Annotated in this window: 27 protein-coding genes and 1 riboswitch; of the genes, 9 read left to right on the top strand and 18 right to left on the bottom strand. The window is 67.5% G+C overall.

Annotation, left to right across the window (positions count from 1 at the left end; genetic code table 11):
- Positions 1-24: 24 nt before the first annotated feature.
- The 13 genes from ACTMTF_RS15125 to ACTMTF_RS15065 all read right to left on the bottom strand — a co-directional run bounded on the left by ACTMTF_RS15125 (position 25) and on the right by ACTMTF_RS15065 (position 9,106).
- On the bottom strand, positions 25-876 hold the full coding sequence (locus ACTMTF_RS15125; RefSeq protein WP_441111182.1) for an IPT/TIG domain-containing protein: 852 nt from the start codon (positions 874-876) through the stop codon (positions 25-27).
- 41 nt (positions 877-917) lie between these two features.
- Positions 918-1,349, bottom strand: coding sequence for a hypothetical protein (locus ACTMTF_RS15120; RefSeq protein WP_441111181.1), 432 nt, complete (start codon positions 1,347-1,349; stop codon positions 918-920).
- Positions 1,349-1,639 (bottom strand): DUF5403 family protein, encoded by a 291-nt coding sequence (locus ACTMTF_RS15115; protein WP_441111180.1) that lies wholly within the window; start codon positions 1,637-1,639, stop codon positions 1,349-1,351. The genes ACTMTF_RS15120 and ACTMTF_RS15115 overlap by 1 nt, the downstream gene beginning before the upstream one ends.
- Complete coding sequence (locus tag ACTMTF_RS15110) at positions 1,636-2,004, bottom strand: hypothetical protein (protein WP_441111179.1); 369 nt, start codon at positions 2,002-2,004, stop codon at positions 1,636-1,638. The genes ACTMTF_RS15115 and ACTMTF_RS15110 overlap by 4 nt, the downstream gene beginning before the upstream one ends.
- Positions 2,001-2,384, bottom strand: a complete 384-nt coding sequence (locus tag ACTMTF_RS15105; RefSeq protein ID WP_441111178.1) for a hypothetical protein — start codon at positions 2,382-2,384, stop codon at positions 2,001-2,003. The genes ACTMTF_RS15110 and ACTMTF_RS15105 overlap by 4 nt, the downstream gene beginning before the upstream one ends.
- Before the next feature lie 72 nt (positions 2,385-2,456).
- Entirely contained in the window at positions 2,457-3,473 is a 1,017-nt protein-coding gene (locus tag ACTMTF_RS15100) for a hypothetical protein (protein ID WP_441111177.1), read from the bottom strand.
- Between the two features lie 70 nt (positions 3,474-3,543).
- Entirely contained in the window at positions 3,544-4,149 is a 606-nt protein-coding gene (locus ACTMTF_RS15095) for a hypothetical protein (RefSeq protein ID WP_441111176.1), read from the bottom strand.
- Positions 4,150-4,217: 68 nt separating this feature from the next.
- Positions 4,218-5,642, bottom strand: coding sequence for a phage portal protein (locus tag ACTMTF_RS15090; protein ID WP_441111175.1), 1,425 nt, complete (start codon positions 5,640-5,642; stop codon positions 4,218-4,220).
- A 130-nt stretch (positions 5,643-5,772) separates the two neighbouring features.
- Complete coding sequence (locus ACTMTF_RS15085) at positions 5,773-6,969, bottom strand: terminase TerL endonuclease subunit (protein WP_441111174.1); 1,197 nt, start codon at positions 6,967-6,969, stop codon at positions 5,773-5,775.
- Positions 6,970-7,393: 424 nt separating this feature from the next.
- Positions 7,394-7,825, bottom strand: coding sequence for a hypothetical protein (locus ACTMTF_RS15080; RefSeq protein WP_441111173.1), 432 nt, complete (start codon positions 7,823-7,825; stop codon positions 7,394-7,396).
- Positions 7,825-7,971: a hypothetical protein gene (locus ACTMTF_RS15075; protein ID WP_441111172.1), complete on the bottom strand. Its 147-nt coding sequence runs from the start codon at positions 7,969-7,971 to the stop codon at positions 7,825-7,827. Before ACTMTF_RS15075 ends, ACTMTF_RS15080 begins: the two co-directional genes overlap by 1 nt.
- A gap of 109 nt (positions 7,972-8,080) precedes the next feature.
- Positions 8,081-8,455, bottom strand: a complete 375-nt coding sequence (locus ACTMTF_RS15070; protein WP_441111171.1) for a CHAP domain-containing protein — start codon at positions 8,453-8,455, stop codon at positions 8,081-8,083.
- Between the two features lie 318 nt (positions 8,456-8,773).
- Entirely contained in the window at positions 8,774-9,106 is a 333-nt protein-coding gene (locus tag ACTMTF_RS15065; protein ID WP_441111170.1) for an HNH endonuclease, read from the bottom strand.
- A gap of 536 nt (positions 9,107-9,642) precedes the next feature.
- Between ACTMTF_RS15065 and ACTMTF_RS15060 the strand changes: the two genes are divergently transcribed.
- The 5 genes from ACTMTF_RS15060 to ACTMTF_RS15040 all read left to right on the top strand — a co-directional run bounded on the left by ACTMTF_RS15060 (position 9,643) and on the right by ACTMTF_RS15040 (position 14,278).
- Positions 9,643-10,419, top strand: coding sequence for a TIGR03084 family metal-binding protein (locus ACTMTF_RS15060; protein ID WP_441111463.1), 777 nt, complete (start codon positions 9,643-9,645; stop codon positions 10,417-10,419).
- Positions 10,420-10,460: 41 nt separating this feature from the next.
- Entirely contained in the window at positions 10,461-10,856 is a 396-nt protein-coding gene (locus tag ACTMTF_RS15055; protein ID WP_397002568.1) for a YccF domain-containing protein, read from the top strand.
- Positions 10,857-10,994: 138 nt separating this feature from the next.
- Complete coding sequence (locus tag ACTMTF_RS15050) at positions 10,995-11,828, top strand: YihY/virulence factor BrkB family protein (RefSeq protein ID WP_441111169.1); 834 nt, start codon at positions 10,995-10,997, stop codon at positions 11,826-11,828.
- Between the two features lie 61 nt (positions 11,829-11,889).
- Positions 11,890-11,965: riboswitch (ZMP/ZTP riboswitch) on the top strand.
- Positions 11,966-11,990: 25 nt separating this feature from the next.
- A complete protein-coding gene (gene glyA, locus ACTMTF_RS15045; RefSeq protein WP_441111168.1) occupies positions 11,991-13,241 on the top strand; it encodes a serine hydroxymethyltransferase in 1,251 nt (416 codons plus the stop codon).
- A gap of 140 nt (positions 13,242-13,381) precedes the next feature.
- Entirely contained in the window at positions 13,382-14,278 is an 897-nt protein-coding gene (locus ACTMTF_RS15040; RefSeq protein ID WP_441111167.1) for a siderophore-interacting protein, read from the top strand.
- Positions 14,279-14,282: 4 nt separating this feature from the next.
- Here the strand turns inward: ACTMTF_RS15040 and ACTMTF_RS15035 are convergent, their stop codons facing one another.
- Both ACTMTF_RS15035 and ACTMTF_RS15030 read right to left on the bottom strand, forming a co-directional pair.
- Positions 14,283-14,996, bottom strand: coding sequence for an anti-sigma factor family protein (locus ACTMTF_RS15035; protein WP_441111166.1), 714 nt, complete (start codon positions 14,994-14,996; stop codon positions 14,283-14,285).
- The gene (locus tag ACTMTF_RS15030; protein WP_441111165.1) at positions 14,993-15,541 is read right to left on the bottom strand and encodes a sigma-70 family RNA polymerase sigma factor; all 549 of its coding nucleotides are present in this window, start codon (positions 15,539-15,541) and stop codon (positions 14,993-14,995) included. The genes ACTMTF_RS15035 and ACTMTF_RS15030 overlap by 4 nt, the downstream gene beginning before the upstream one ends.
- Positions 15,542-15,845: 304 nt before the next feature.
- Between ACTMTF_RS15030 and rsgA the strand changes: the two genes are divergently transcribed.
- Together rsgA and ACTMTF_RS15020 are read left to right on the top strand one after the other, a co-directional pair.
- Positions 15,846-16,943, top strand: coding sequence for a ribosome small subunit-dependent GTPase A (rsgA, locus tag ACTMTF_RS15025; RefSeq protein ID WP_441111164.1), 1,098 nt, complete (start codon positions 15,846-15,848; stop codon positions 16,941-16,943).
- Between the two features lie 45 nt (positions 16,944-16,988).
- Positions 16,989-17,630 carry a phosphoribosyltransferase gene (locus ACTMTF_RS15020; RefSeq protein WP_441111163.1) on the top strand — a complete coding sequence of 214 codons (642 nt, stop codon included), beginning with the start codon at positions 16,989-16,991 and terminating at the stop codon, positions 17,628-17,630.
- Here ACTMTF_RS15020 and ACTMTF_RS15015 read toward each other — a convergent pair.
- Positions 17,627-18,100: an ATP-binding protein gene (locus ACTMTF_RS15015; protein WP_441111162.1), complete on the bottom strand. Its 474-nt coding sequence runs from the start codon at positions 18,098-18,100 to the stop codon at positions 17,627-17,629. The genes ACTMTF_RS15020 and ACTMTF_RS15015 overlap by 4 nt on opposite strands.
- A 130-nt stretch (positions 18,101-18,230) precedes the next feature.
- On the opposite strand from ACTMTF_RS15015, the gene ACTMTF_RS15010 reads away from it, so the two are divergent.
- A complete protein-coding gene (locus ACTMTF_RS15010) occupies positions 18,231-19,130 on the top strand; it encodes a DUF5753 domain-containing protein (protein ID WP_441111462.1) in 900 nt (299 codons plus the stop codon).
- A gap of 133 nt (positions 19,131-19,263) precedes the next feature.
- A complete protein-coding gene (locus ACTMTF_RS15005; RefSeq protein WP_397002552.1) occupies positions 19,264-19,497 on the top strand; it encodes a DUF397 domain-containing protein in 234 nt (77 codons plus the stop codon).
- Positions 19,498-19,708: 211 nt separating this feature from the next.
- Here ACTMTF_RS15005 and ACTMTF_RS15000 read toward each other — a convergent pair whose 3' ends face one another.
- Together ACTMTF_RS15000 and ACTMTF_RS14995 are read right to left on the bottom strand one after the other, a co-directional pair.
- The gene (locus ACTMTF_RS15000) at positions 19,709-20,020 is read right to left on the bottom strand and encodes a WhiB family transcriptional regulator (protein WP_157245964.1); all 312 of its coding nucleotides are present in this window, start codon (positions 20,018-20,020) and stop codon (positions 19,709-19,711) included.
- A gap of 100 nt (positions 20,021-20,120) precedes the next feature.
- Positions 20,121-21,035 carry a sucrase ferredoxin gene (locus tag ACTMTF_RS14995; RefSeq protein WP_441111161.1) on the bottom strand — a complete coding sequence of 305 codons (915 nt, stop codon included), beginning with the start codon at positions 21,033-21,035 and terminating at the stop codon, positions 20,121-20,123.
- Positions 21,036-21,064: the final 29 nt, after the last annotated feature.

The raw sequence follows: 21,064 nt of genomic DNA, 5'->3' as shown, positions 1-21,064 counted from the left end.
AGAAGGAAGGAAGGAAGGAAGGGATCAGGGAACCTGGTCGATCGTGAACGGCGTCTCGGTGCTCTCGCCGAAGTTGGTCTGGACCCGGAGCTGAACCGGCAGGTCGCCGGTCTCTACCGGCGTCGGGACCGTGATGGTGAGCTGGGTACCGGTCGGAGTCGTGATGGGCTCCAGGCCCTCGTAGACCCCGAACCACACGGTGACCGGAGCGTTGAGGAAGGTGCCGGTGATCGTGACCGTGCTACCAGGCGCGGCAGTGGCCGGCTCGACGGTGGTGACGGTCGGCGGGTTGACCTCGACCGCGGCACCCCACATGACGGGGCTGATCTGGCCCTGACCCTCAGTTCCGCCCAGGACCGTGGCTCGCACGGGCATCTCCGCCATCGCGGCCGGGTCGAACTGCGTGCCTTCGGCCCCGATCAGGCTGACCCGCTCGTAGTGCTCCACCACATGCTTGTCGCCGTCTACGGCGACGATCAGCAGGGCGCGCTCCTGCGCGGCGCTCACGTTCGGGATGACGAAGGAGCCATCCGCGGCGACGTCTCCGCCGCCGTAGTAGAGGGTGTAGCTGTCCACGGTGAAGTCGGCCAGCGCGATGGTCAGCGCATAGACCTTGGTCGGGTTGGTCGTCCGCAGGTTCGGGCGCTGCCAGGTGCCCAGCACCTCGGGGTCGTCACCCTCGAACTCGCGGTTGATCCCGGACTCCAGCGACGTGTTGCCGATGCTGGACCAGGACAGGCCGACGCTCTGCTTCAGCGTCCGCTCGTTGCGAATGTCGTAGGGGAGCACCGGCTTGGGGGTGCCGGCCGGGGCCACGAAGATGTAGCCAGTTGCGGGGACGAGGACCGGGTCCTGAGTTACGTAAGTGGGCGGCATCTACTGCCAACCTCCTGAAAGTAGGCATGGGAAAGGCGGGTTCAGCGCAGCGGGCGCAAGGAGATCTGGTAGGTCCCCTGGAACATGTCGCGGTCGCCATGCTTCGAGCTGAGGCCGTCGTAGATGAGGCTCGGAGCGTTGACCTCGCGAAAGCGGAACAGGTAGCCGGCCTCTGTCTCCGTCTCGTAGCGGAAGTTGTCGCGAGCTGCCTGCGACATCGCTACGGAAGCTCGACGAGCGAGTAGGGAGGCATCCCCGCGCGTAGATGCGAACGCCTCGATCTCGAAGAAGCAGGTAGCCCACAGGTGCGGGAGCGTGCTCGCGCCACCCTGGGTCGCCCTGACGACCAGGAAATCGAGCTTGTCCCAGTTGTTCGGGGCGACGGGGAAGACGCGAGATTGGCCACCCTGGACGAGGTCCGGTAGGTAGTGCTCAAGAGCGGCGATGATCGCCTTCTCGGGATCAGGGGTCATCACATCTCCCTGATCGTCTTCTCGATCACATGGCTGCCGGCGATGTCCCTGTCCGACCAGTTGTTGTGGTGGCCGTAGTTGTAGCCCAACGCGCCTGCATCCTTGATGCCGAAGAAGGCGTCCTTGGTGCCCTTGGATACGGTCACGCTTCGGGCCATGGCCCCAGAGCGCTTGGCGATGTTGGCCCGCAGCTTGGCTGCGCCACGGTGGGCCGTGGCGACCACCTCGTCCTTGACACCGTCCAAACCGGCGACGATCTCGGCGATATTGGGGTCGATCCAGACACTCACTCCAGGTCCCCCTTCAGCTCGACCAGCACCGTCACGTACTCCACTCGCTGGCTCTTCCAGCGCCTGGGAGCCTGCACGACGGTCCAGATCTGGCCCTGGGCCTCGACCTGCGTCCACTGGCCCATGCTCAGCAAGCTGGGCTTCCACTTCATGATCACCGTCAGTCGAGCGGTGTCCGCCCAGCCCTGTCCGGAGTAGCGGATGTTGACCGCCCAGCCCGCGCCGGCAAAGCCGGTCGGCAGGAGGAACGCTTTGTACTCGGTGAAGTTCTCGCTCTTGACGGGGGAGAGCCCCCCGCCGTATCCGTCCGGAACCCACTCGGTGTCGAAGATCTTCACGATCTCGTTGGCCTTGTCGAGGATCACGGAGTACTCCCGGTGTCCTCTACGGGATCGGGAATGAACCGGCTGACAAGCTGGATCGAGCCGATTCCGCGGCGATTCCTGTAGCGGCGCAGGGCGGACTCTGTGGCGTCCGAGAGCACCTCGATTGCGCCCTGGTGGGCGTAACCCGTGGACAGCTCACCGAGCCTGTCGGTGGCGATCCCAGGGTCGGTATTGACGTAGCGCATCACCTCGCGGCAGGCGATGGCCCGCACAGCGGCCGGGGGCTCGGTCGTCGCGTACGAGCGGCCGAGGAAGTCCTCGATCAGCCCAGTGATGTCGATGATGTACGACTGGACCTGGATCAGCGCTGCGTCTTCGTACACCTGCTGAGTGCGCGCCTCGATGTCGGCAACCGACATCAGCATGAAGGCTCCTTCCAGGCAGGGGCAGGCCCCCGGCGCGAGGCCGGGGGCATACCAAGAGGGAGCGGATCAGGCCGCGACGCCGGCACCGACGACGATCTCGTGGGGGGCGATGACCTTTGAGTCGTAGTGGATACGGCTCTTGACCGCCTGGGTGAACGAGTCCTCGGGCTCGTAGACCTTCATGTCGACGTTCGGGATGACCGCGGCGACCGAGCCACGGGTACCGAGGATCATGTCCACGGCCCGCGCGGCGTCGTGCGACTCCGTGAGCTGGGCCTGCTTGCCCTTGCGGGTGATGCGGGTACCGATCGTGTTGGACACGATGACCGGGACGCCGAGCAGAACGCCGAAGAAGCCGTTCACCATGACAGGAGCGCCACCCCAGTGGCTGGCGTCGATGAACTCCTTCATCTTCAAGAACTCCGCCTTGATGGCGGTCCCGATGACCAGGAACTGCTCACCCTCGCTGTTGGCGTCGTCGAGCAGGGACAGCATGTCCACGACCTGGTTGTAGCGGCCAGTCGTGCCCGTGGGCAGCGGAACCGTCTCGACCAGACCGTGCAGCGCAGCGGTGCCGCCGTCGGAGTTGGCGTCCTTGCCGACGCCGGAGGCCACGGCGGTCTCGATCGAGCCCTGGACGATGGCGGTAGCCACCAGAGCATCCAGAGCCAGAGCGGTCTTGCGGGCACGCTGCCGGACCAGCTCGGTCATCAGGTCGATGCCCTGCTTGGTCTGGAGCTGGTGCAGCGAGTCGACCTCGAAGTTGAAGGAGCTGCCCTTGGCGACCTGCATCTTGATGTACTCAAGCTGCGCCTTGTCCCGGCCGGTGATCGTGCCGTAGGCCGGCACAACGCCCTTGTCGGTGACGGTGTCCACGAAGTGCGGGATGCGAATGACATCGCCCTCACGCTTGAACTCGCCCTCGTACGTGGACGTACCGAACAGGTTGCCGAGGACGAGCTGGTCCTCAGTGTCGGTCAGGAGCTGTGCACTCCACAGCTCGGGAATGAAGACACCAGCGGTGCCGTTGGTCAGCCTCGCGCCGCCGTCGGCGTAGAGGCCATCAGTAAACGTGGTAGCCAAGGGAGAGGGTCCTTACGGTAGGCATACGAAAGGCCCCCGGCTGCTGCCGAGGGCCCTGTATGCGGGAGGGTTAGATTTCGCCGCGCAAAAGCGCGTCCAGGCGACCGTCCTTGCGGGCCTGCACACGCTCACGGGGGCTCAGTCGGGCGAGCTCCTCGCGAGTGAGCTGGCCCGGTGCACGGGAGTCGCTTTGCGGGCCGATGCCCAAGCCCTGTGCGAACTTGGGGGCCTTCGGCGCGCTACCGGCGTAGCCGGTGACGAACTCGTTGATCGCGGCATCGTTCACATCGCCGTTGGCGAGGAACTTGGAGGTGTCGAGCAGCGGCATCAGCGTGGTGAGATCCACGCCGGCCTTCGCGGCTGCTGCCTCCAACTTGAGCTGTGCACGCTCGGTGATGACGGAGTCCAGAGCCTCCTTGCGGCCCTGCTCCTTGGCCTCGGCGACCGCGCGTTCCGCGTCGGTCATACCGGCCTGGTTCAGAGCGGCAAGCTCAGTGGTCGCCTTCTGCCAGTTGGCTTCGTGCTTCTTGCTGAAGTGCTGCCACTTCTTAGCTTCGGCCTCCCAGTCCTTGACGTCCGGGCTACCATCCTGCTGATTGGCGGCAGGCGTAACCGGCTCGGTCGCGGTCTGAGGGTCGGTGCTGGGCTGGGTGTCCGTCATCAGGTCCTTCTCCATGTCGGATGGGGGGCTGAGTGGCCCGATGCCATGTCGGCTCGGGCCTGGGGGCGTGCTGAGGGGTGGTACTAAGCGGCCTTCTGGCGCTCAACCGAAGCGACCTTGTCTTGGGCGGTCTTCGGCTTGGCCTCGCCGCGAGCGGGAGGCTTGCTACCGGCCGGCCCAGCGATGGGCTTGCCGGTGAGAGGGTCCACGTCCTTGGGGCCGTACTTGTCGTCCAGCTCCTTCTGACGCTTCATCTCCTCCTCACGCATCTGATCGAAACGCTCGATCTGCGTGGGGGTGTAGCCGTACTCCTCCTGGAGCTGCTTGTCCGGGACGTTGAGCTCCTTCATCTTCAGGAGGCTGTCGGCTAGCTGTGCCTTGCTACGGTACTCGGGGTCGTCCCAGATGACCTCTGCGTCGTATGCCTCGGCCTTGGACATGTCGCCCTCGACCAGGAACGCGAGGCGCATGGCCTCTTCCCAGGACTCTCCGAAATGCAGCATCCGCTCTCGGGCCTTGGCCACCAGGCCGGCCTCTGCTGCGGTGATGCTCTCGCCGGACGGGGCTTGGCCGCCGTTCAACAAGAAGTAATGGAAGGGCACCCTGGACTGGCTGGCCATGTGCTGGACCAGCATGTCGATGAGCACCACATAGTTGTTCAGGTCCGCGGCCTCGAACTGACCCCATTTGGCATCGGGATTGTCCAAGGTCAAGATGCGGTCGATGTAGGCCCTGATGGCTTCCTGACGGGCAGCCTCAACCTCACCGGAAGTGGGGTCGTCGGGTAGCGGTTCGACCCCACTCAAAATTCGCTGCGGGAAGGCCGCGAACTCCGAGGCCACCAGCGCGTCAGCCGCCACCTTGTTGATGGCGTCCTGCACCGGGATGATCGAGGCCAGCTCCGAGAACGGAGTCAGCTTCAGCCGCGTACGGTTCAGCAGGGGAACGACCGGAACCACCTTGAGCGGGTTCTTCTCGGTCACCGGATCAGTCCACCGACGACCGTTACCACCGTCGTTGACCCGGTCGGAAGTGTGCACACCGTCCGGCAGCCACAGGGTGACGTGCTCGTCGCCCCAGTCGTCCGTGTACTGCTTCATCGCGGCGGCGCGCTTGCGCCGACTACCAGGCTCGTACTGGACGGTGACGTCCTCGGCGCTCTCGGGTACGACCATCGCCTTGTCGTCCTCATCGCCCCACACCGTCAGGTACGCGGCACCGCCCATCAGGGCGTCGATGTGGCCGGCGTTGCTCTCGGCGTTGAGGCGGTTGCGCTGCCAGATCAGGTTGGCGTCCTTGTCTGCGGGCTCCTCCGGACCCATCCGGAAGCCCTGAATCCTCAGGCGCTCACTGATGCTGTCCACGATGAGCGGGCAGAAGTTGTCGCGCCAGCCGACGAACAGATCGCCGAAGATCTCGGCGAACTTCTTCTGCGCATACGACAGGGTCTTGTTCTCGGAGTCGTAGTACGCGGAGTACTTGCGTACGTCCGCGCGCTGCTTGGACAACTTTCCTTCGAGGTAGTTGATCCACTCCAGCGGAGTCTGGGGGCGGCCCCCTATGCGGCCGAGGGCCATAAGCTACCAATCTCCTGTATCTGGGCATGAAAGAGGCCCCCGGCGTGGCCGAGGGCCTGTGTCAGTAGCTGCGAATGCGGGCCCTGCGGCGCACCTTCATGCGTCCGTCAGCGATGGCCTCGCCCCTGGCCTCGTACGCCAGGACAGCCGCGATGGCGGCGTCAATTTTCTTGCGGGACTTCTTGGACTCCTTGCGGATCAAGGTCCCTTGGGGCACCTCGTAGGTGACCGCGTTGGTGACGTGCCGGCCTAGGTCCGGGTTGCCGTCGTGGCAGAGGTCCTCCGCCAGGCAGGCCGCGGTGTGGAAGCGCTCGATCGCGTCACACATCTGCCGGGCACGCTGGGGGGAGAACTCGAAGACGATGTCCCGTCCGTCCCGGTCGGACTCCTTGAAGTCCAGCGCCCAGGTACCGACGACGTTCTGCCAGTACGACGGATCACAGAACGCCCACTCGACGCGGTAGGTCGCGAAGGCTTCCCGCATCTTACGGTCCACCAGCAGCGTGTCCACCTGCCAGTCGGCAGCGTTCTTCACGAACTTGGGATCAGGCTGCTCATCCAGATGGATCATGAAGAGCTTGCCGTCCCTCAGGCGGCAGCCCACGATCGCCGTGGAGTCTGAGTAGAGCGAGCCGTCGAAGCCGATCGAGATCTGGTCGCCGGCCTTGATCGGGTCGTCGTCCTTGCGCAGGCCATCCCAGATGGGCCGGGCCAGCCAGGTCTCCGCGCTTTCCTGAATCTTGTTCAAGTAGAAGCGGTACGCCTGTGCCACACTCGTACGCGGGTCCTGGATCGCAGCGACCAGGCCCTCGATGTCCACCCAGTGCGAGTCGCCGTACGCCTGCTTCAGGCCGAGGGTGACGGCCTCGGTGTCCTTGAGGTCGATCTCATCGGAGTCAGCCTCGATGCAGTCGTAGAGCAGCTTGCCGTTGGGCTTCTTCTGATACGCCTCGTAGGTGCGCTGAGCGACCGAGTCCTCGTTCGGGTTGAACGCGTTGGTCGACTCGACGAAGCGCGAGCCCGAGCCGGCCGTCTTACGGATGTTTCTGTCCAGCACCTCGAAGACCGAGATGCCTCCGTTGGACGGCACCCAGTGGTGGGTCTCGTCGGCGACGACGAAGGTAGGACGAGCACCCTCCAGGCCGCGGCTGGAGGAGGTGACGGGCTCAATACGGCCGGGCCTGCCGGAGCGGAACTGGATCCGCTCCTTGCCAAGCTCCAGATCGAACTCAAGCTCTGCCGGCGAGTTGGCCAGCATGCCGCGGATCATGTCTCGCGTGTTGGCCGTCTGATCGATCGAGGTAGCTGCGATCTGCACCAGGGGCAGACCGACCCGCTTACCGACTGGGAAGCCGTTCTCGTCGAAGTGCGAGAACCGGCAGGGGCCGATGAACTCGATGATCGACAGAGCAGCGAGGACCGGGGTCTTCCCCCAGCCCTTGGAACGTCTCAGGCTGGCGGAGTCGTAGAGCCACTTGCCCTTGTCGTCGATGGCGTAGAGCCACAGGATAAAGCGCTTCTGCTCGACGGTGAACTGCCAGGGCTGGCCGGCGTTCTCGCCGTCCGGCTGGACAAGGTAGGTCTCGCCCCAGCGCAGGATCTGGTAGCCCAGGCTGCGCGTGGGGTGCGGAACACCCTCGGGGAGGTTTCCGGTCTGAATGGCCGGTCACCTCCCTCTTGAGTTATGCGCCTCCGAGCTGTCGGTACAGATCCATGTCGGCGACGTTCTCGGGGAGTGAGCTGGGCTTCTCGGAGCCCTGCTGGTCGTTGTCCTTCTTGTTCATGCGTAGGCGCATGCGGTCGGTCACGGTCGCGCCGAGGAGGCTCTCGTTCTGCCTGATCTCGGCCAGGGCGTTGTGGCCAGGGCGCTTGTAGTACGCCTCCACCAGAGGCGCGAGCATCTGGAGTCGCTGCCAGTCGGTGGCCTTGAAGCTCTCGGACTGGTCGGAGTCGACCCAGGTGTCCCACCAGCGGTGGGTGGCCACTGAGTAGCCATCGCGCTTGAACAGCTTCTTGAGCTTGTCGGGGACGTCGTCGTCACCCTCAAGGTGGCTCAGGTCCACCGCGTTGCGGCGGACAGCGTTCTCCTTGGGAGGGGGTCCAACGCCTGCCATCAGCCCTCCTTGGAGTACCTCGCCCTGGCGGAGCGGTGCTCGAAGCCGGGAGCGGGCTTGCCCTTGGCCGTCTTCTTGGCCGGGGCCTTCTGAGGAGCCGGCTTGGGCTTCGGCTTGGAGTTGGGAGCAGGCTTGGAAGACGCCATGTGAGTCACCCTTCAGGTAGAAGAAAGAAGTACTGGGTGCGGCCCCCACCTCCCGCACCCCACCAGCCCCCCAGCCCTTAGCCGGATCGTTGCTGGCATCCCGAGTCCTTCAGGCCCAATGGCCGTAACCGACGATCGAGGCGGCTCGCTTCACGCGAGCGACCGTGTTGCTGTGGTTGCCCTCGATGGTCGTGATGGTGCCGTCGCTGTGGACCTTCTCGACGATCCCGACGTGGTCAATTCCGGAGCGGCTCTTGCCGCCCTTCCAGTCGAAGAAGACCATCGAGCCGCGCTTCGGCTTGGTGCCCCACTTGCCGTTCTTGGCGAACCAGGCGGCCCAGGCCGGCGTGTACGCCGCTGTGCCGGTCTTGGCCCGTACGTGGGCCTTCTCCGCTGACCAGGCCAGGAAGATGGCGCACCACTCGGCGTAGAGGTACTCAGAGCCCTTCAGCTTGGAGTACCACCGGGTGTACTTGTTGGGCACCCCAGCGGTACCAACCTCCTGCTTCGCGGCGCGCAGAAGCGCGTTGATCTGCTTGGTCTTAGACGGCCGATTCAGCGTCCGCGAAACAAAAGAAATTTCCAGCGCAGGCGTCGCAGTCGGCCTCGGGGTCTTCCCAGCGGGAGCATCCGAGGGCGAAGGTGTCGGTGTCGTTGACGGCCTCGGAGAGCTCGTCGAACTCGGAGTCGGGATCTTGGTCGAGGAGGGAGTCGAAGGCGTCGCCTTCACCGTTAAGGAAGCAAGGAGTGGGACAAGAGCCACACCAGCGACCTGGGCTGCAAGTCGAGTTGAGATCTTCATTCATGGGCGACGCGCTCTCCCTCGCGCGGCCTCCTCTCGGGACTTGGAGCGGTGACATGGGTCGCAGATGCAGGCCATGTTCTCCAGGGACCAGGAGCCGCCCTCGGCGACTGGGATCTTGTGGTCCACCAGTGGGCCGTGGGCCCCGCACTTGTAGCAGGTGTCCCGGTCTCGTCGTCTGGCGCGGCGTATCAGCGCCGCGGCGTTGGAGGGTCTGTCCCGGTTCCTTGGGCTCTGCTGAGCCCAGGGCTGGTAGCAGGTGTCGCAGCGACCCCTCTTGGTGGCTGTCTTCCGGCAGCCGGCCTCGATGCACGTCTGAGGTGCTCTGGGCATGAGGGGATCACCTCCAGGAGGTTGGCCTCGGAACTGGAGGTGATGAAGAAGGAAGAACCCTCTAGGGACCGACGGAGTCGGTCCTAACTTGGTAGGTGAGTAACTAGAGACCAGGACTTCGTCCTGGTCTTGTTAAGTAGGTAGTTAGTAGGTAACTACCCCCCTACCCCCCAAGATCTTTAGGAGAAGGGAGGGGAGCCCGCTCAACTGCGCGGCTCCCTCTCTCCCCCTTCTCTGTATGTATATTGACCGGGCTTTCACGGGTTTCCCGGAGCGTCCAGGCCCACACAGTGTGACCTTCATCACATGGATCGATGCTAGCCCTCCCGGAGCCAGTTCACTCTGGGCTCGCCGGCCTCCATGGTCAGATCCTGCCCCGCTGGTGTATCATGTTGGTGGGTATTTGATTGGTGCTGGCAGTCGCACCAGGAGCCGCCCCGGCACTCCTCATGGCGTCGTTCCTTGCAGTTCTCGCAGATCACACCTGCATTATTCTCCCCGAACAGGGCTCGCGTTAGGCTTCGGGCGTGGATCTCATGGCCGAGTTGCTCGACGACCTGCACGCCGAAACCGCGAGCCTCGAAACCCTCCTGGATCGGCTGCGCCCACCGGACTGGGAGCTGCCCACCCCCGCCGCGGGCTGGGCCGTCCGCGACCAGGTGAGCCACCTGGCCTGGTTCGACGACGCAGCGAGCACCGCGGCCACCGACCCGGCCGCCTTCCAGGCCATGCTCGCCGACATGCTCGACACCGGCACCTCCGTGGACGACCTCGCCGTGCGGGCACGCGGGATGTCCCCGGCCGAGCTGCGCGCGTGGTTCGGCACGGCGCGGGCCCGCCTCATCGGCACGCTCGCCCCGATCGAGCCGCGCCGCCGCCTGCCCTGGTACGGCATCGAGATGTCGGCGGCCTCCTTCGTCACCGCCCGCCTGATGGAGACCTGGGCCCACGGTCAGGACGTCGCCGACGCGGCCGGCGTCACCCGCGAGCCCACCGACCGGCTGCGGCACGTCGCGCGGATCGGGTTCATGGCCCTGCCCTACTCCTTCGCCGTACGCGGCCTGCCGGTGCCTGACCGGCCGGTGCGGGCCGAGCTCACCATGCCCGGCGGCGGGGAGTGGACGGCGGGCCCGCAGGACGCCGCGGACGTGGTGAGCGGCCCGATGCTCGACTTCTGCCTCGCCGTCACGCAGCGCATCCACGTCGCCGACACCGCCCTGCGGATCACCGGCGAGACGGCACGGGCGTGGATGCGGATCGCCCAGGCCTTCGCGGGGCCACCCGGGGAAGGACGAGGGCCACGATCGGGGTGATCCCTGATGAGCCGGGACACACGCGGTGACATGCTGACAGCATGCGCACCATCCTCAACGTCATCTGGCTCGTCTTCGCCGGGATCTGGCTGGCCCTCGGCTACGCCCTGGCCGGGATCATCTGCTGCATCCTCATCATCACGATCCCGTTCGGCGTGGCGTCGTTCCGGATCGCCGCCTACGCGTTGTGGCCGTTCGGCAGGACCGTGGAGCGCGACCCGGACGCCGGCGTCTTCTCGCTGCTGGGCAATGTCATCTGGTGCGTGGTCGCCGGGATCTGGCTGGCCATCGGGCATGTGGTCACGTCCATCCCGCTGTTCATCTCGATCATCGGCATCCCGATGGGCGTGGCGAACATCAAGATGATTCCCGTGTCGTTGCTACCGCTCGGCGCACGCATCGTCGACAACGACCAGAGCAGGACGTCCGGGACGTAAGCTGAACCGACGACTAACTGCGAAACAGCGTTGGGTGCGATGACGTCCACGGATGCGCCTAGCCGGTCCAAGAGGCGGCTCGCCGCTACTGCCCGAGCCGGCTTGAGCTGGATCAACGGTACGACGTCGTGGGCGCTTGTGCGCGCGACCACGAATGCCGGCGTGACCTACCGGGTGACCGGTCTGGCCGGTGAGGCGGCGTTCTTCGCGCTGCTGTCGCTGCCGCCGTTCGTGCTGGGCCTGATCGGCGTGCTCACCAAGATCGGCACCTGGATCGGCGGGCAGCAGGTGCGGGAGATCGAGGCCTGGGTCATCGACCGGGCCGGCCTGCTGTTCACCGAGGACACGATCACCAGTGTGGTCCGGCCGCTCCTCAGTGACGTGCTGAGGGACGACGCGGGCAAGGTGTCGATCATCTCGCTCGGCTTCCTGCTGTCGCTCTGGTCGGGCTCGCGCGCCCTGTACGTCTACGTCGACCTCATCTCCGTCGCCTACGGGCTGGGCGAGGAGCGCGGCATCATCCGCACCCGGCTGATGTCCTTCGGCCTCTACCTGATCGGCCTGGTCATCGGCATCATCGTGATGCCCATCCTGGTCATCGGCCCCACCCTGCTCAAGAGCGGCGTGCCGGCGCAGTACGGCGGCCTCATCGAGCTGCTCTACTGGCCGGTGGTGATCGTCGGCTCGGTGCTCTTCCTGACCGTCCTCTACCACGTGAGCGTGCCGGTGCGGACGAAGTGGTGGCGGGAGCTGCCGGGGGCCATCCTGGCGCTGCTGCTGTGGATCCTCTGCGCCGGCGTGCTGCGGGCCGTGCTGGCCGCCTGGTTCTCGCCCGCCTCGGTCTACGGCTCGCTGGCCGCGCCCATCGCGGTGCTGCTGTGGCTCTACATCACCGCGCTGGCCGTGCTGATCGGGGCGATCCTCAACGCCGAGGTGGACCGCCTCTCCGGCGGCGTCGGCCGCGCGAGGTAGCCGGCCGAGGACGCCCCCGCTCCAGGATCGAGCCGGTCCCACTTCCGATATCGTCGGAGGCGACGCGACTGGCGCATTGGGTGGGATCGACCACCGGGGAGCGGAAGGAGCGGAGGCCGTGCGCCTGGGTCTTCGCAAGATGTCAATGATGACAGGAGAGTCATGAGTTCTCTCGCTAGCGTCGACCCGCAGATCGCCGAGCTCATCCAGGCGGAGGAGCGCCGCCAGGCCGACACCGTCAAGCTGATCGCCTCGGAGAACTACGTCTCCAAGGCCGTGCTGGAGGCCACCGGCACCGTCCTGACCAACAAATACTCCGAAGGCTACGCAGGCAAGCGCTACTACGAGGGCCAGCAGGTCATCGACCAGGTCGAGACCGTGGCCATCGAGCGGGCCAAGGCGCTGTTCGGCGTCAACCACGCCAACGTCCAGCCCTACTCCGGCTCGCCCGCCAACCTGGCGATCTACATGGCGTTCCTGCAGCCGGGCGACACCGTGCTGGGCATGGGCCTGCCGTTCGGCGGCCACCTCACGCACGGCTGGTCGGTCTCCGCCACCGGCAAGTGGTTCAGCCCGGTCCGCTACGGCGTCCGCCAGGACACCGGCCGCATCGACCTCGACGAGGTCAGGGAGCTGGCCCTGGAGCACCGGCCCAAGCTCATCTTCTGCGGCGGCACCGCCATCCCGCGCACCATCGACTTCGAGGGCTTCGCGGCCATCGCCCGCGAGGTGGGCGCCGTGCTGGCCGCCGACATCGCGCACATCGCCGGCCTCGTCGCCGGTGGCGCGCACCCGTCGCCGGTCGGCCACGCCGACGTCATCTCCACCACCACCCACAAGACGCTGCGCGGCCCGCGCGGCGCCATGCTCATGGCCACCAGCGACGAGCACGCCACCGCGCTCAACAAGGCCGTCTTCCCCGGTCTGCAGGGCGGCCCGCACAACCACACCACCGCGGCCATCGCGGTGGCGCTGCGCGAGGCCTCGACCGACGAGTTCAAGGCCTACGCCCACCAGGTGGTCGCCAACGCCAAGGCCCTGGCCGAGGAGCTCGCCGCGCGCGGCTTCGACCTGGTCTCCGGCGGCACCGACAACCACCTGATCCTGCTCGACCTCACGCCCAAGGGCATCGGCGGCAAGCCCGCCGCCCAGGCGCTCGACCGGGCCGGGCTGGAGACCAACTACAACTCCGTCCCGTTCGACACCCGCAAGCCGTTCGACCCGTCGGGCATCCGCATCGGCACGCCGTCGGTCACCTCGCGCGGCATGCGGGAGGCGGAGATGCGGCAGATCGGCGCCTGGATGGACGAGGTGGTCAGCGCCCTGGCCAAGGGCGACGCCGAGGACGTCATCACGCGCGTGCACCACGAGGTGAGCGAGCTCACCGCGCAGTTCCCCGCCCCCGGCCTGTAGGCCCCGCCACGACGCCCCGCCGCACAGCCGTGCGGCGGGGCGTCGCCGTCCCGGCGCTCATGTACGGGCAAACGCGCACCCTTGTCGGCCAGGCCGCCCCATCTAAAGTAGGTTAGCCTAACCTTACTGTTGGAGTCCTGATGACCGAGCCTTTCCGGATGTTCGACGTGCGCGTACGAAATCTGGCGCCCCTGAGCCCGTCCTTCGCCCGCGTGACCTTCACCGGCGACGATCTTCAATTCTTCGCCGACAACGGGTTCGACCAGCGGATCAAGCTCATCATGCCGATCGCGGAGCACGGCCTGACCCGCTTGCCGAACGGGCCCGGCTGGTATCAGCGCTGGCAGGCACTGCCCGATGATCAGCGTAATCCCATGCGCACCTACACCGTCCGCGCGGTACGCCCGTCGATGCGTGAAGTGGACATGGACGTGGTGCTGCACGGCGACGGCGGCGGGCCCGCCGCGCGGTGGGTCGGCGCCGCGCGGCCGGGGGACGAGGCCGTGCTGTTCGGCCCGGACGCCCGCCACGACGGCGGCCACGGCGGCGTGGAGTTCAAGCCCGCGGCCGACGTGGGCACGATCTTGCTGGCCGGCGACGAGACCGCGGTCCCCGCGATCCTCGCCATCCTGGAGCGCCTGCCGGCGGACACCGAGGGCGAGGCTCTGCTGGAGGTGCCGCACCAGGCCGACTTCCTGCCGGTCGACTCGCCCAGCCGGGTGAAGATCACGTGGCTGGCCAGAGAGGGCGCCGAGCACGGCGGCCGGCTGGTGCCCGAGGTGCGGTCGGCGGCCGGCCGGCTGCTCACCGCACCGGTGCCGACCGGCCCCGTCGAGGACGTCGACGTCGACGTGGACGAGCTGTGGGAGGTGCCCGAGGAGCCGGCGCGGTCCGGGTCGCTCTACGCCTGGCTGGCCGGCGAGGCCTCGATGATCAGGACGCTCCGGCGGCACCTGGTCGCCGAGCGCGGCATGGACAGGCGCTCGGTGGCCTTCATGGGTTACTGGCGGATGGGCCGGGCGGAGAACGACTCCTGAAGCGTCACACTTCGACGGTCAGAAGCTTGCGGCCCGCCGTGGTGACGACCTCGAAGCGGTCGATCTCGTCCTGCGTGAGGGCGGCGGCGCCGTGCATGTAGAGCGGGTCGGGGGAGCCCGGCACACCGTAGCCCGGGGTCGGCACCGCCCAGCCCATCATGATCCGGCGTTCGCCGTTCTTGCCCACGGCCACGAGCTCGCACTCCAGCGGCCCTTTGACGCCTGACAGTTCGAGCGCCGCGTGGGTGCCCCAGCCCTTCGACTCCAGCACCAGCCCGCCGCTCACCCCGTCGGCGCCGACGCCGGGCAGGGGCGTGCCCATGGCGTAGAACTGCTCGGCGGGCCCCATCTGCGCGCTGTGCGCGGCGGGCGGCGTCGCGCTCTGGCCGCCGAACTGGGCGCCGACCGTGAGTCCGCCCACCACCAGGGCGATGGAGGCCGCCACGCCGATCAGAAACGTGCTCCTGCGGGTGCGCCGGTCGGCGGCCTGCTTGCGGCGGAGCAGGTCGATCACCTCGGCCGGCCGTTCCCGGGTAGGAGGGGCGGTCTCCACGGGCCCGAGCCCGGTCAGCGCGCTGGCCACGCCGGACAGCTCCGACAGCTCCACCTCGCAGGACCGGCAGCGGAGAAGGTGGGCCTCGAAGGCCAGCCGGTCGTCCTCGTCCAGCAGCCCCAGGGCGTAGGCGCCCACGTCGGTGTGCTCCACTCGCGAGGTCACGCCGTCACCCCCCTCTCCTCGAGCGCGACCCGCAGGGCGCGGACCGCGTAGTAGACCCGGGACTTCACGGTGCCCACGGGGATGCCCAGCGTCTGGGCGGCGTCGTTGACCGACCGGTCGCGCAGGATCGTCTCGTTGAGGATCTCGCGATGGGCCGGTGACAACGCCTTGAGCGCCTCGGACACGACCACCTGGTGCAGGAGCCCCTCCATTTCGTCGGGCACGGGCAAACTCGCCAGCGGTCCGTCGCCCGACTCCTGGGGCCGGGCCTCGCGTCGCCGCCGGTCATCGATCACGATACGTCTGGCCACCGTCGCGAGCCAGGGCATGAGCGAGGTCGCCTCCGGATCGAGCCGCTCCGCGCTGCGCCAGGCGCGGATCATGGTCTCCTGTACGACGTCCTCCGCCCACTGCCTGTCACCCGCGGTCAGACGGATCACGAAGGCCAGCAACGGCCGGTGGTACTGCTGGTAGAGCGCGGACACGATCACGTCGGGGTCGGGGCGCACGCGCCTCAGCCAGTGGCGTAACCGCGGCTTGCCCATGGGGGCTGCTCCCTCGGCCGAGGGTGGGGGATACGTGCTCAGTCGCATCATTCCCCTTTCTCGAGTCCGTCGGCAGGAAGTACGGCCGGCATACCCGTCCGGGTTCAATCGATCGGGTGTGAATGAGCGCGACGGGCCGAAAATCGGATTGCGTCCCCCGGGGGCGGATGCGTAGAGTCACCTCAGCGACTGAGCGAGGAGGTGGGGACCATGCGGACTGTGCTGTTCGGCATGCCGTCCATCAGCCTCCGGGTGCGCGCTTAGACCACCCGGGTTCCTTCTCAACCCAAAGGGTGTAACTCCGTTGCTTTTCGATCTTTCTCTGCTCGGCTGGACCGCGTCCCGCGCCGCCGAGCTGCCTGACGGCACCGTCCCGGCCCGCGTCTCCCGAGTCGACCGCGGGGCCGCCGAAGTCATCGCCGCCGACGGCAGGCACCGGGTGAAGTACGGCGCCAGGGTGCGTCGGGCGTCGGCCGAGGATCCGGTCGCGCTGCCGTGCGTGGGCGACTGGGCCGCGCTCACCGAGCTGCCCGAGGGCCGCTACGAGCTCGACCAGGTGCTGCCCCGGCACACCGCGTTCGTCCGCGGCGGCGTGAGCCGCGGCTCACGGGGCGGGCTGTCGGGCGACGGCCAGGGCCAGGTGCTGGCCGCCAACGTCGACGTCGTCTTCGTCGCCGAGCCGTCCATGCACTCCACCGACTACGCCGACCTCGGCCGCATCGAGCGGCTGGTGGCGCTGGCCTGGGAGTCCGGCGGCACCCCGGTCGTCCTGGTCACCAAGTCCGACCTGTTCGAGCAGGGCCTGGAGGAGCTGCTCGACGACGTGCGCACCGCCGCGCCGGGAGTGGACGTGCACGCGGTGTCCTCGCTGTTGGGCGAGGGCGTCGAGCTGGCGCGCGGCTATCTGGAGGACTCCCGCACGGCCGTCGTGCTGGGCCCGTCGGGCGCCGGCAAGTCGACCCTCGTCAACGCCCTGGCGGGCGACGGCGTGATGGAGACCCAGCAGGTGCGCGCGGGCGACGGCCGAGGCCGGCACACCACCGTGCACAGGGAGCTCATCCCGCTGCCCGGCGGCGGGCTCATCATCGACACGCCCGGCATCCGCCGGGTCGGGCTCTACGAGATGAGCCAGGGCGTCGACCTCGTGTTCGCCGACATCGAGGAGCTGGCCGCCGGTTGCCGGTTCGACGACTGCGGGCACGACAGCGAGCCCGGCTGCGCCGTACAGGAGGCGGTGGAGAGCGGTGAGCTGCCCGAGCGGCGGCTGCAGAGCTGGCGCAAGCTCCAGCGGGAGGCCGCCTGGATGGCCTCGCGCACGGACGCGCGGCTGCGCAAGGACATGCAGAACAAGTGGAAGGTCATCCACAAGGAGATGCGCCGCACGGGCCGCAACCGGCCGTAGCCCGGCTGGTCGTGCGAAGCGCGGGCCAGCGGGTACGACCACCGTATGGAGCGCGTGTTCGTCGACCGTGAGGAAGCCGGAGCGCTGCTCGCCGAGCGGCTGCTCGCCATCCGTGACCCGGTGGTGCTCGCGCTGCCGCGTGGCGGGGTGGAGGTGGCCGAACCGGTGGTGCGCAGGCTGGGCGGCGTGCTCGACGTGCTCGTCACCCGGAAGATCGGCTATCCGCCGCAGCCCGAGCTGGGCGTCGGCGCGATAGCCGAGGGTGGCGAGCCGGTGTTCGACCGGCACCTGCTGGCCCGGCTCGGCCTCACCCCCGAGGCACTGGCGCGCGTGGTGGCGGCCGAGCGGCGGGAGCTGGCCCGCAGGGTCAGGGTCTACCGGGGAGACCGGCCGCTGCCCGCCCTGGAGGACCGCGAGGTGATCGTGGTCGACGACGGTCTGGCCACCGGCGCGACCGCGCGGGCGGCGCTGCGGACGGTCACCGCCGCCAAGCCCGCGCGGGTGACGCTGGCGGTGCCGGTCGGCGCCGCCGACACGGTGGAGGCGATGAGGCGGGAGGCCGACGAGGTGGTGGTGCTGTGCGCGCCGATCGACTTCCGGGCGGTCGGGCAGTGGTACGAGCACTTCGACCAGCTCACCGACGGCGACGTGCTGGACGTGCTGGCCAGAACCCGGCCTGAGGGCTAACCCCGCAGCACGGCCCAGACGAGCTTGCGCGGCCCCCGGGGGGTGAGCCAGCCCCAGTCCGCGCAGAGCGCGTCCACCAGCCGGAGCCCGCGGCCGTACTCCGCGAAGATGTCCGTCACCGCGGCGATCGGCGCCCGCTGGTTGTGGTCGGCGACCACGCAGGCGAACTCGGCGTCGTGGCGGAGCAGCCGCAGCTGGATCGCCCCGCCTCCGTGCCGCATCGCGTTGGTGACCAGCTCCGAGGCCACCAGCTGGGTGTCGAACGTGACCCGTTCGGCCCCCCACGAGCCGAACGTCTGGTCGATGAACCGTCTGGCCATGGAGACGCAGCCGGGCTCGAACGCACTGAGATCATGGAAGGTGAAGACCGCGTCGCAGTCACTGGGGCGACCGTCGATCAGGACGGCCGAAAGCCATCCCGGCGGCCGGGTGCCGCTGGCGGCTTCCGGCCGGGCGTCGAAAGTCGTCATGTGGCCCCCGAAACGCGGTCTGGTGATCCAAGAGCCCATCTTTACGGGGAGCGCTTGGTGATGCAAGACTTTTCCGCGTTTACGGATGCAAATCGCATCTGCACGTGCAGATGATCTGGGAGAGATGACGTTGAGCCAAGAGCGCGCCGAAAGTGTGCGGAGCAGCTCCATCCTGAAGCACGCGCCGGGTAGCCCGACCGTGCTGCGGATCATGCTCGGCACGCAACTGCGCAGGCTCCGCACCAGGCGCGGCATCTCCCGCGAGGACGCCGGCTACTCCATCCGCGCCTCGCACGCCAAGATCAGCAGACTGGAGCTCGGCCAGGTCAGCTTCAAGGAGCGCGACGTGGCCGACCTGCTGTCGCTCTACGGCGTCACCGACCCCGGCGAGCAGGCGCCGCTGCTCGCCCTGGCCAGGCAGGCCAACGCCCCCGGCTGGTGGCACAAGTACGGTGACCTGCTGCCCGGCTGGTTCGAGGTCTACATCGGGCTCGAAGGCGCCGCCTCGATCATCCGCACCTACGAGAACCAGTTCGTCCCCGGCCTCCTCCAGACGCCCCGCTATGCCCGGGCGGTGATCGCGCTGGCCCACGAGAGGGCGCCGGAGCCGGAGCTCGATCGCCGGGTCCGGCTGCGCACCACCCGGCAGGGAAGGCTCTCGTGGGAGGACCCGCTCACGCTGTGGGCGGTCATCGACGAGGCGGTGGTGCGCCGGATGCTCGGCGGGCCCGGCGTCATGCGGGAGCAGATCGAGCACCTGGTGGCGATGACGGCCGAGCCCAATGTCACCGTGCAGATCATGCCGTTCGAGCGGGGCGGTCACGCGGCGGCGGGCGGGCCGTTCAGCATTCTGCGCTTTCCCGAGCGCGAGCTGCCCGACGTGGTGTACATGGAGCAGCTCACCAGTGCCCTCTATCTGGACAAGACCGCCGAGACCGAGCATTACATCCGCGTGATGGACCGGCTGAGCGTCCAGGCGGAGCAGCCCAAGCAGACCAGGCGGTTCCTGGAGCGCCTGCTCAACGGGTGAATCCCCCCTGAACCCTGTGATCCACGGCATACCGGAATTTTGGTCAACCCGTATATGCAGATCAGCGCGCCCCCGTATCCTCTGGCCGTAAGCACGGATGCACGTGCATCCGTAAGGCCAAGGAGTCGCACTCATGCCTGAGTTCCGGAACGGAACGCCCGCTCGTCGCCTGCCCGTCGTCTGGCGTAAGAGCGCGCGGAGCAATCCCAGCGGCAACTGTGTTGAGGTGGCGCCCCTGCCGACGGGCGAGGTGGCGATGCGCAATTCCCGCTTCCCCGACGGTCCCGCACTGGTCTACACGCAGGACGAGATCACCGCGTTCGTCCTGGGAGCCAAGGACGGGGAGTTCGACGACCTGCTCGTCTAGGGGGATGAGTTAGAGCCAGGCCCGCTCGGCGGGCATGCGAAAGCCGCCGTCCGAAATCGGACGGCGGCTTTTTGGTGCGGGGGCTGAGGTCCGCCTGATCAAGCAGTTGTCCCGACCGGGTTCGCCGGAGTCTGGGCTTGGCTGGCCAGACTCCGGATCATCGGGACAACTGCGGGATCACGCGATGCTCTGCGACTGCTGTGGCCGGGGGTCAGGCGGCGGAGATGCCGGCGCTGGCCGCGCGGCGCATGCGACGGCGACGCTCCGAGGCGCGCTCGTCCTCGTTGAGGCCACCCCACGTGCCGTACTTCTCCGGACGGGACAGAGCGTAGTCGAGGCACTCGTTGCGGACGGGACACCCGCCGCAGATCGCCTTGGCCTTGCGCTCGCGCACATCGCGCTCGGGCTGCCGCTCTCCGTCAGGGCCGAAGAAGAGCACGAGGTCCTCACCCCGGCACGCGGCATCATCCTGCCAACCCCAGCTGGGGCGCGGGCGGGCGAGCTGCCGACGTACCTGAGACATGAGAAAACCACCTTCGTGAGAGGTATTTCGGTAATTGAAGCCGCATTGGACGCTTGGCTTATCTGTTCCAACGCAATCCAGGACCGTGATGTTCCCTTGGTCAGCTGAGGGCAGGCGTGGCATACCGCACAGGGGTCAGCCTGTCCAGCGAAACCAGCCGGTAGGTGGTGATCTTCTCGGCGCAAGCCGTGCCACACGGCGCTTGGAACGCCGATGGCTCGATCACAACCTGGAACCGGACGTCTCCGCAGCGCACGATGGCTTCGGTGACGTCGCCGTCCGACCTTGAGGATTCCACGGCCACTGCGCCGACAGAGCACTCTCCCGTATGGGTTCGGGCGAAATGCTCGACGGCTTGCAATGGCTCAGGGATGCCTGCGCGTCCCCGGTAACGGTCGAGAATGATCTCGCCCGACCGGTACGCGTCAGCCGCTGCGATCGCAGCGGCCTGAGACATGCTGCCGTAGAAAATTCCGTGTGGCAAGCACACGAGGTTGGCGGCGTACCGATCGCCGCCAACGTGTGACGTTTCCCATACTCTGTCCGGCAAGAAATCTGCCAGCGAACGAGCGAGGGGCAATCCAATGCGGGCGCAGCACACATTGCGCTTGGCGTGCGTGCAGACCAGAAATACCGGCTCGTCTTCAAGTATGCAGGACTCGGGGACCACTCCGGCCACCAGCGCGTCCAGGTCAAGATCGTCAGGACCTGCGACGACACCGCCGGCCAGCCACGGATCGTCGCCCACGGCGTAGCCCAGTAGCACACGGATCCCCTGCTGTCTCGGGCGGGTGCGCTTTCCCGGGCGGCGGATCAGCTGCGGGCGGATACCGCGTTCGAGCGCCCGTGTGACCAGTTTGGCGACGTTCTCAGGAAGCTCGGAGTTTTCCAGATGTGACGGCCACGGGCCTTCGTGTTCGATGAGCAGCCAGAGCCGGGCGCCCACCGTGGCGCTCGCCAGGGTGGGTATGCCACCGGTGTGGCAACCCTCCGCGTGCTCACAGCCCTTCGCCACACCGGCCCCCTTCCGCTGATTAGGTAAGA

Origin of the sequence: Nonomuraea sp. ZG12 (assembly GCF_052068115.1) — a bacterium.
Lineage (GTDB): Bacteria > Actinomycetota > Actinomycetes > Streptosporangiales > Streptosporangiaceae > Nonomuraea.
The sequence above is the reverse complement of the archived record's forward strand: the minus strand, read 5'-3'. Positions and strand labels throughout refer to the sequence as shown.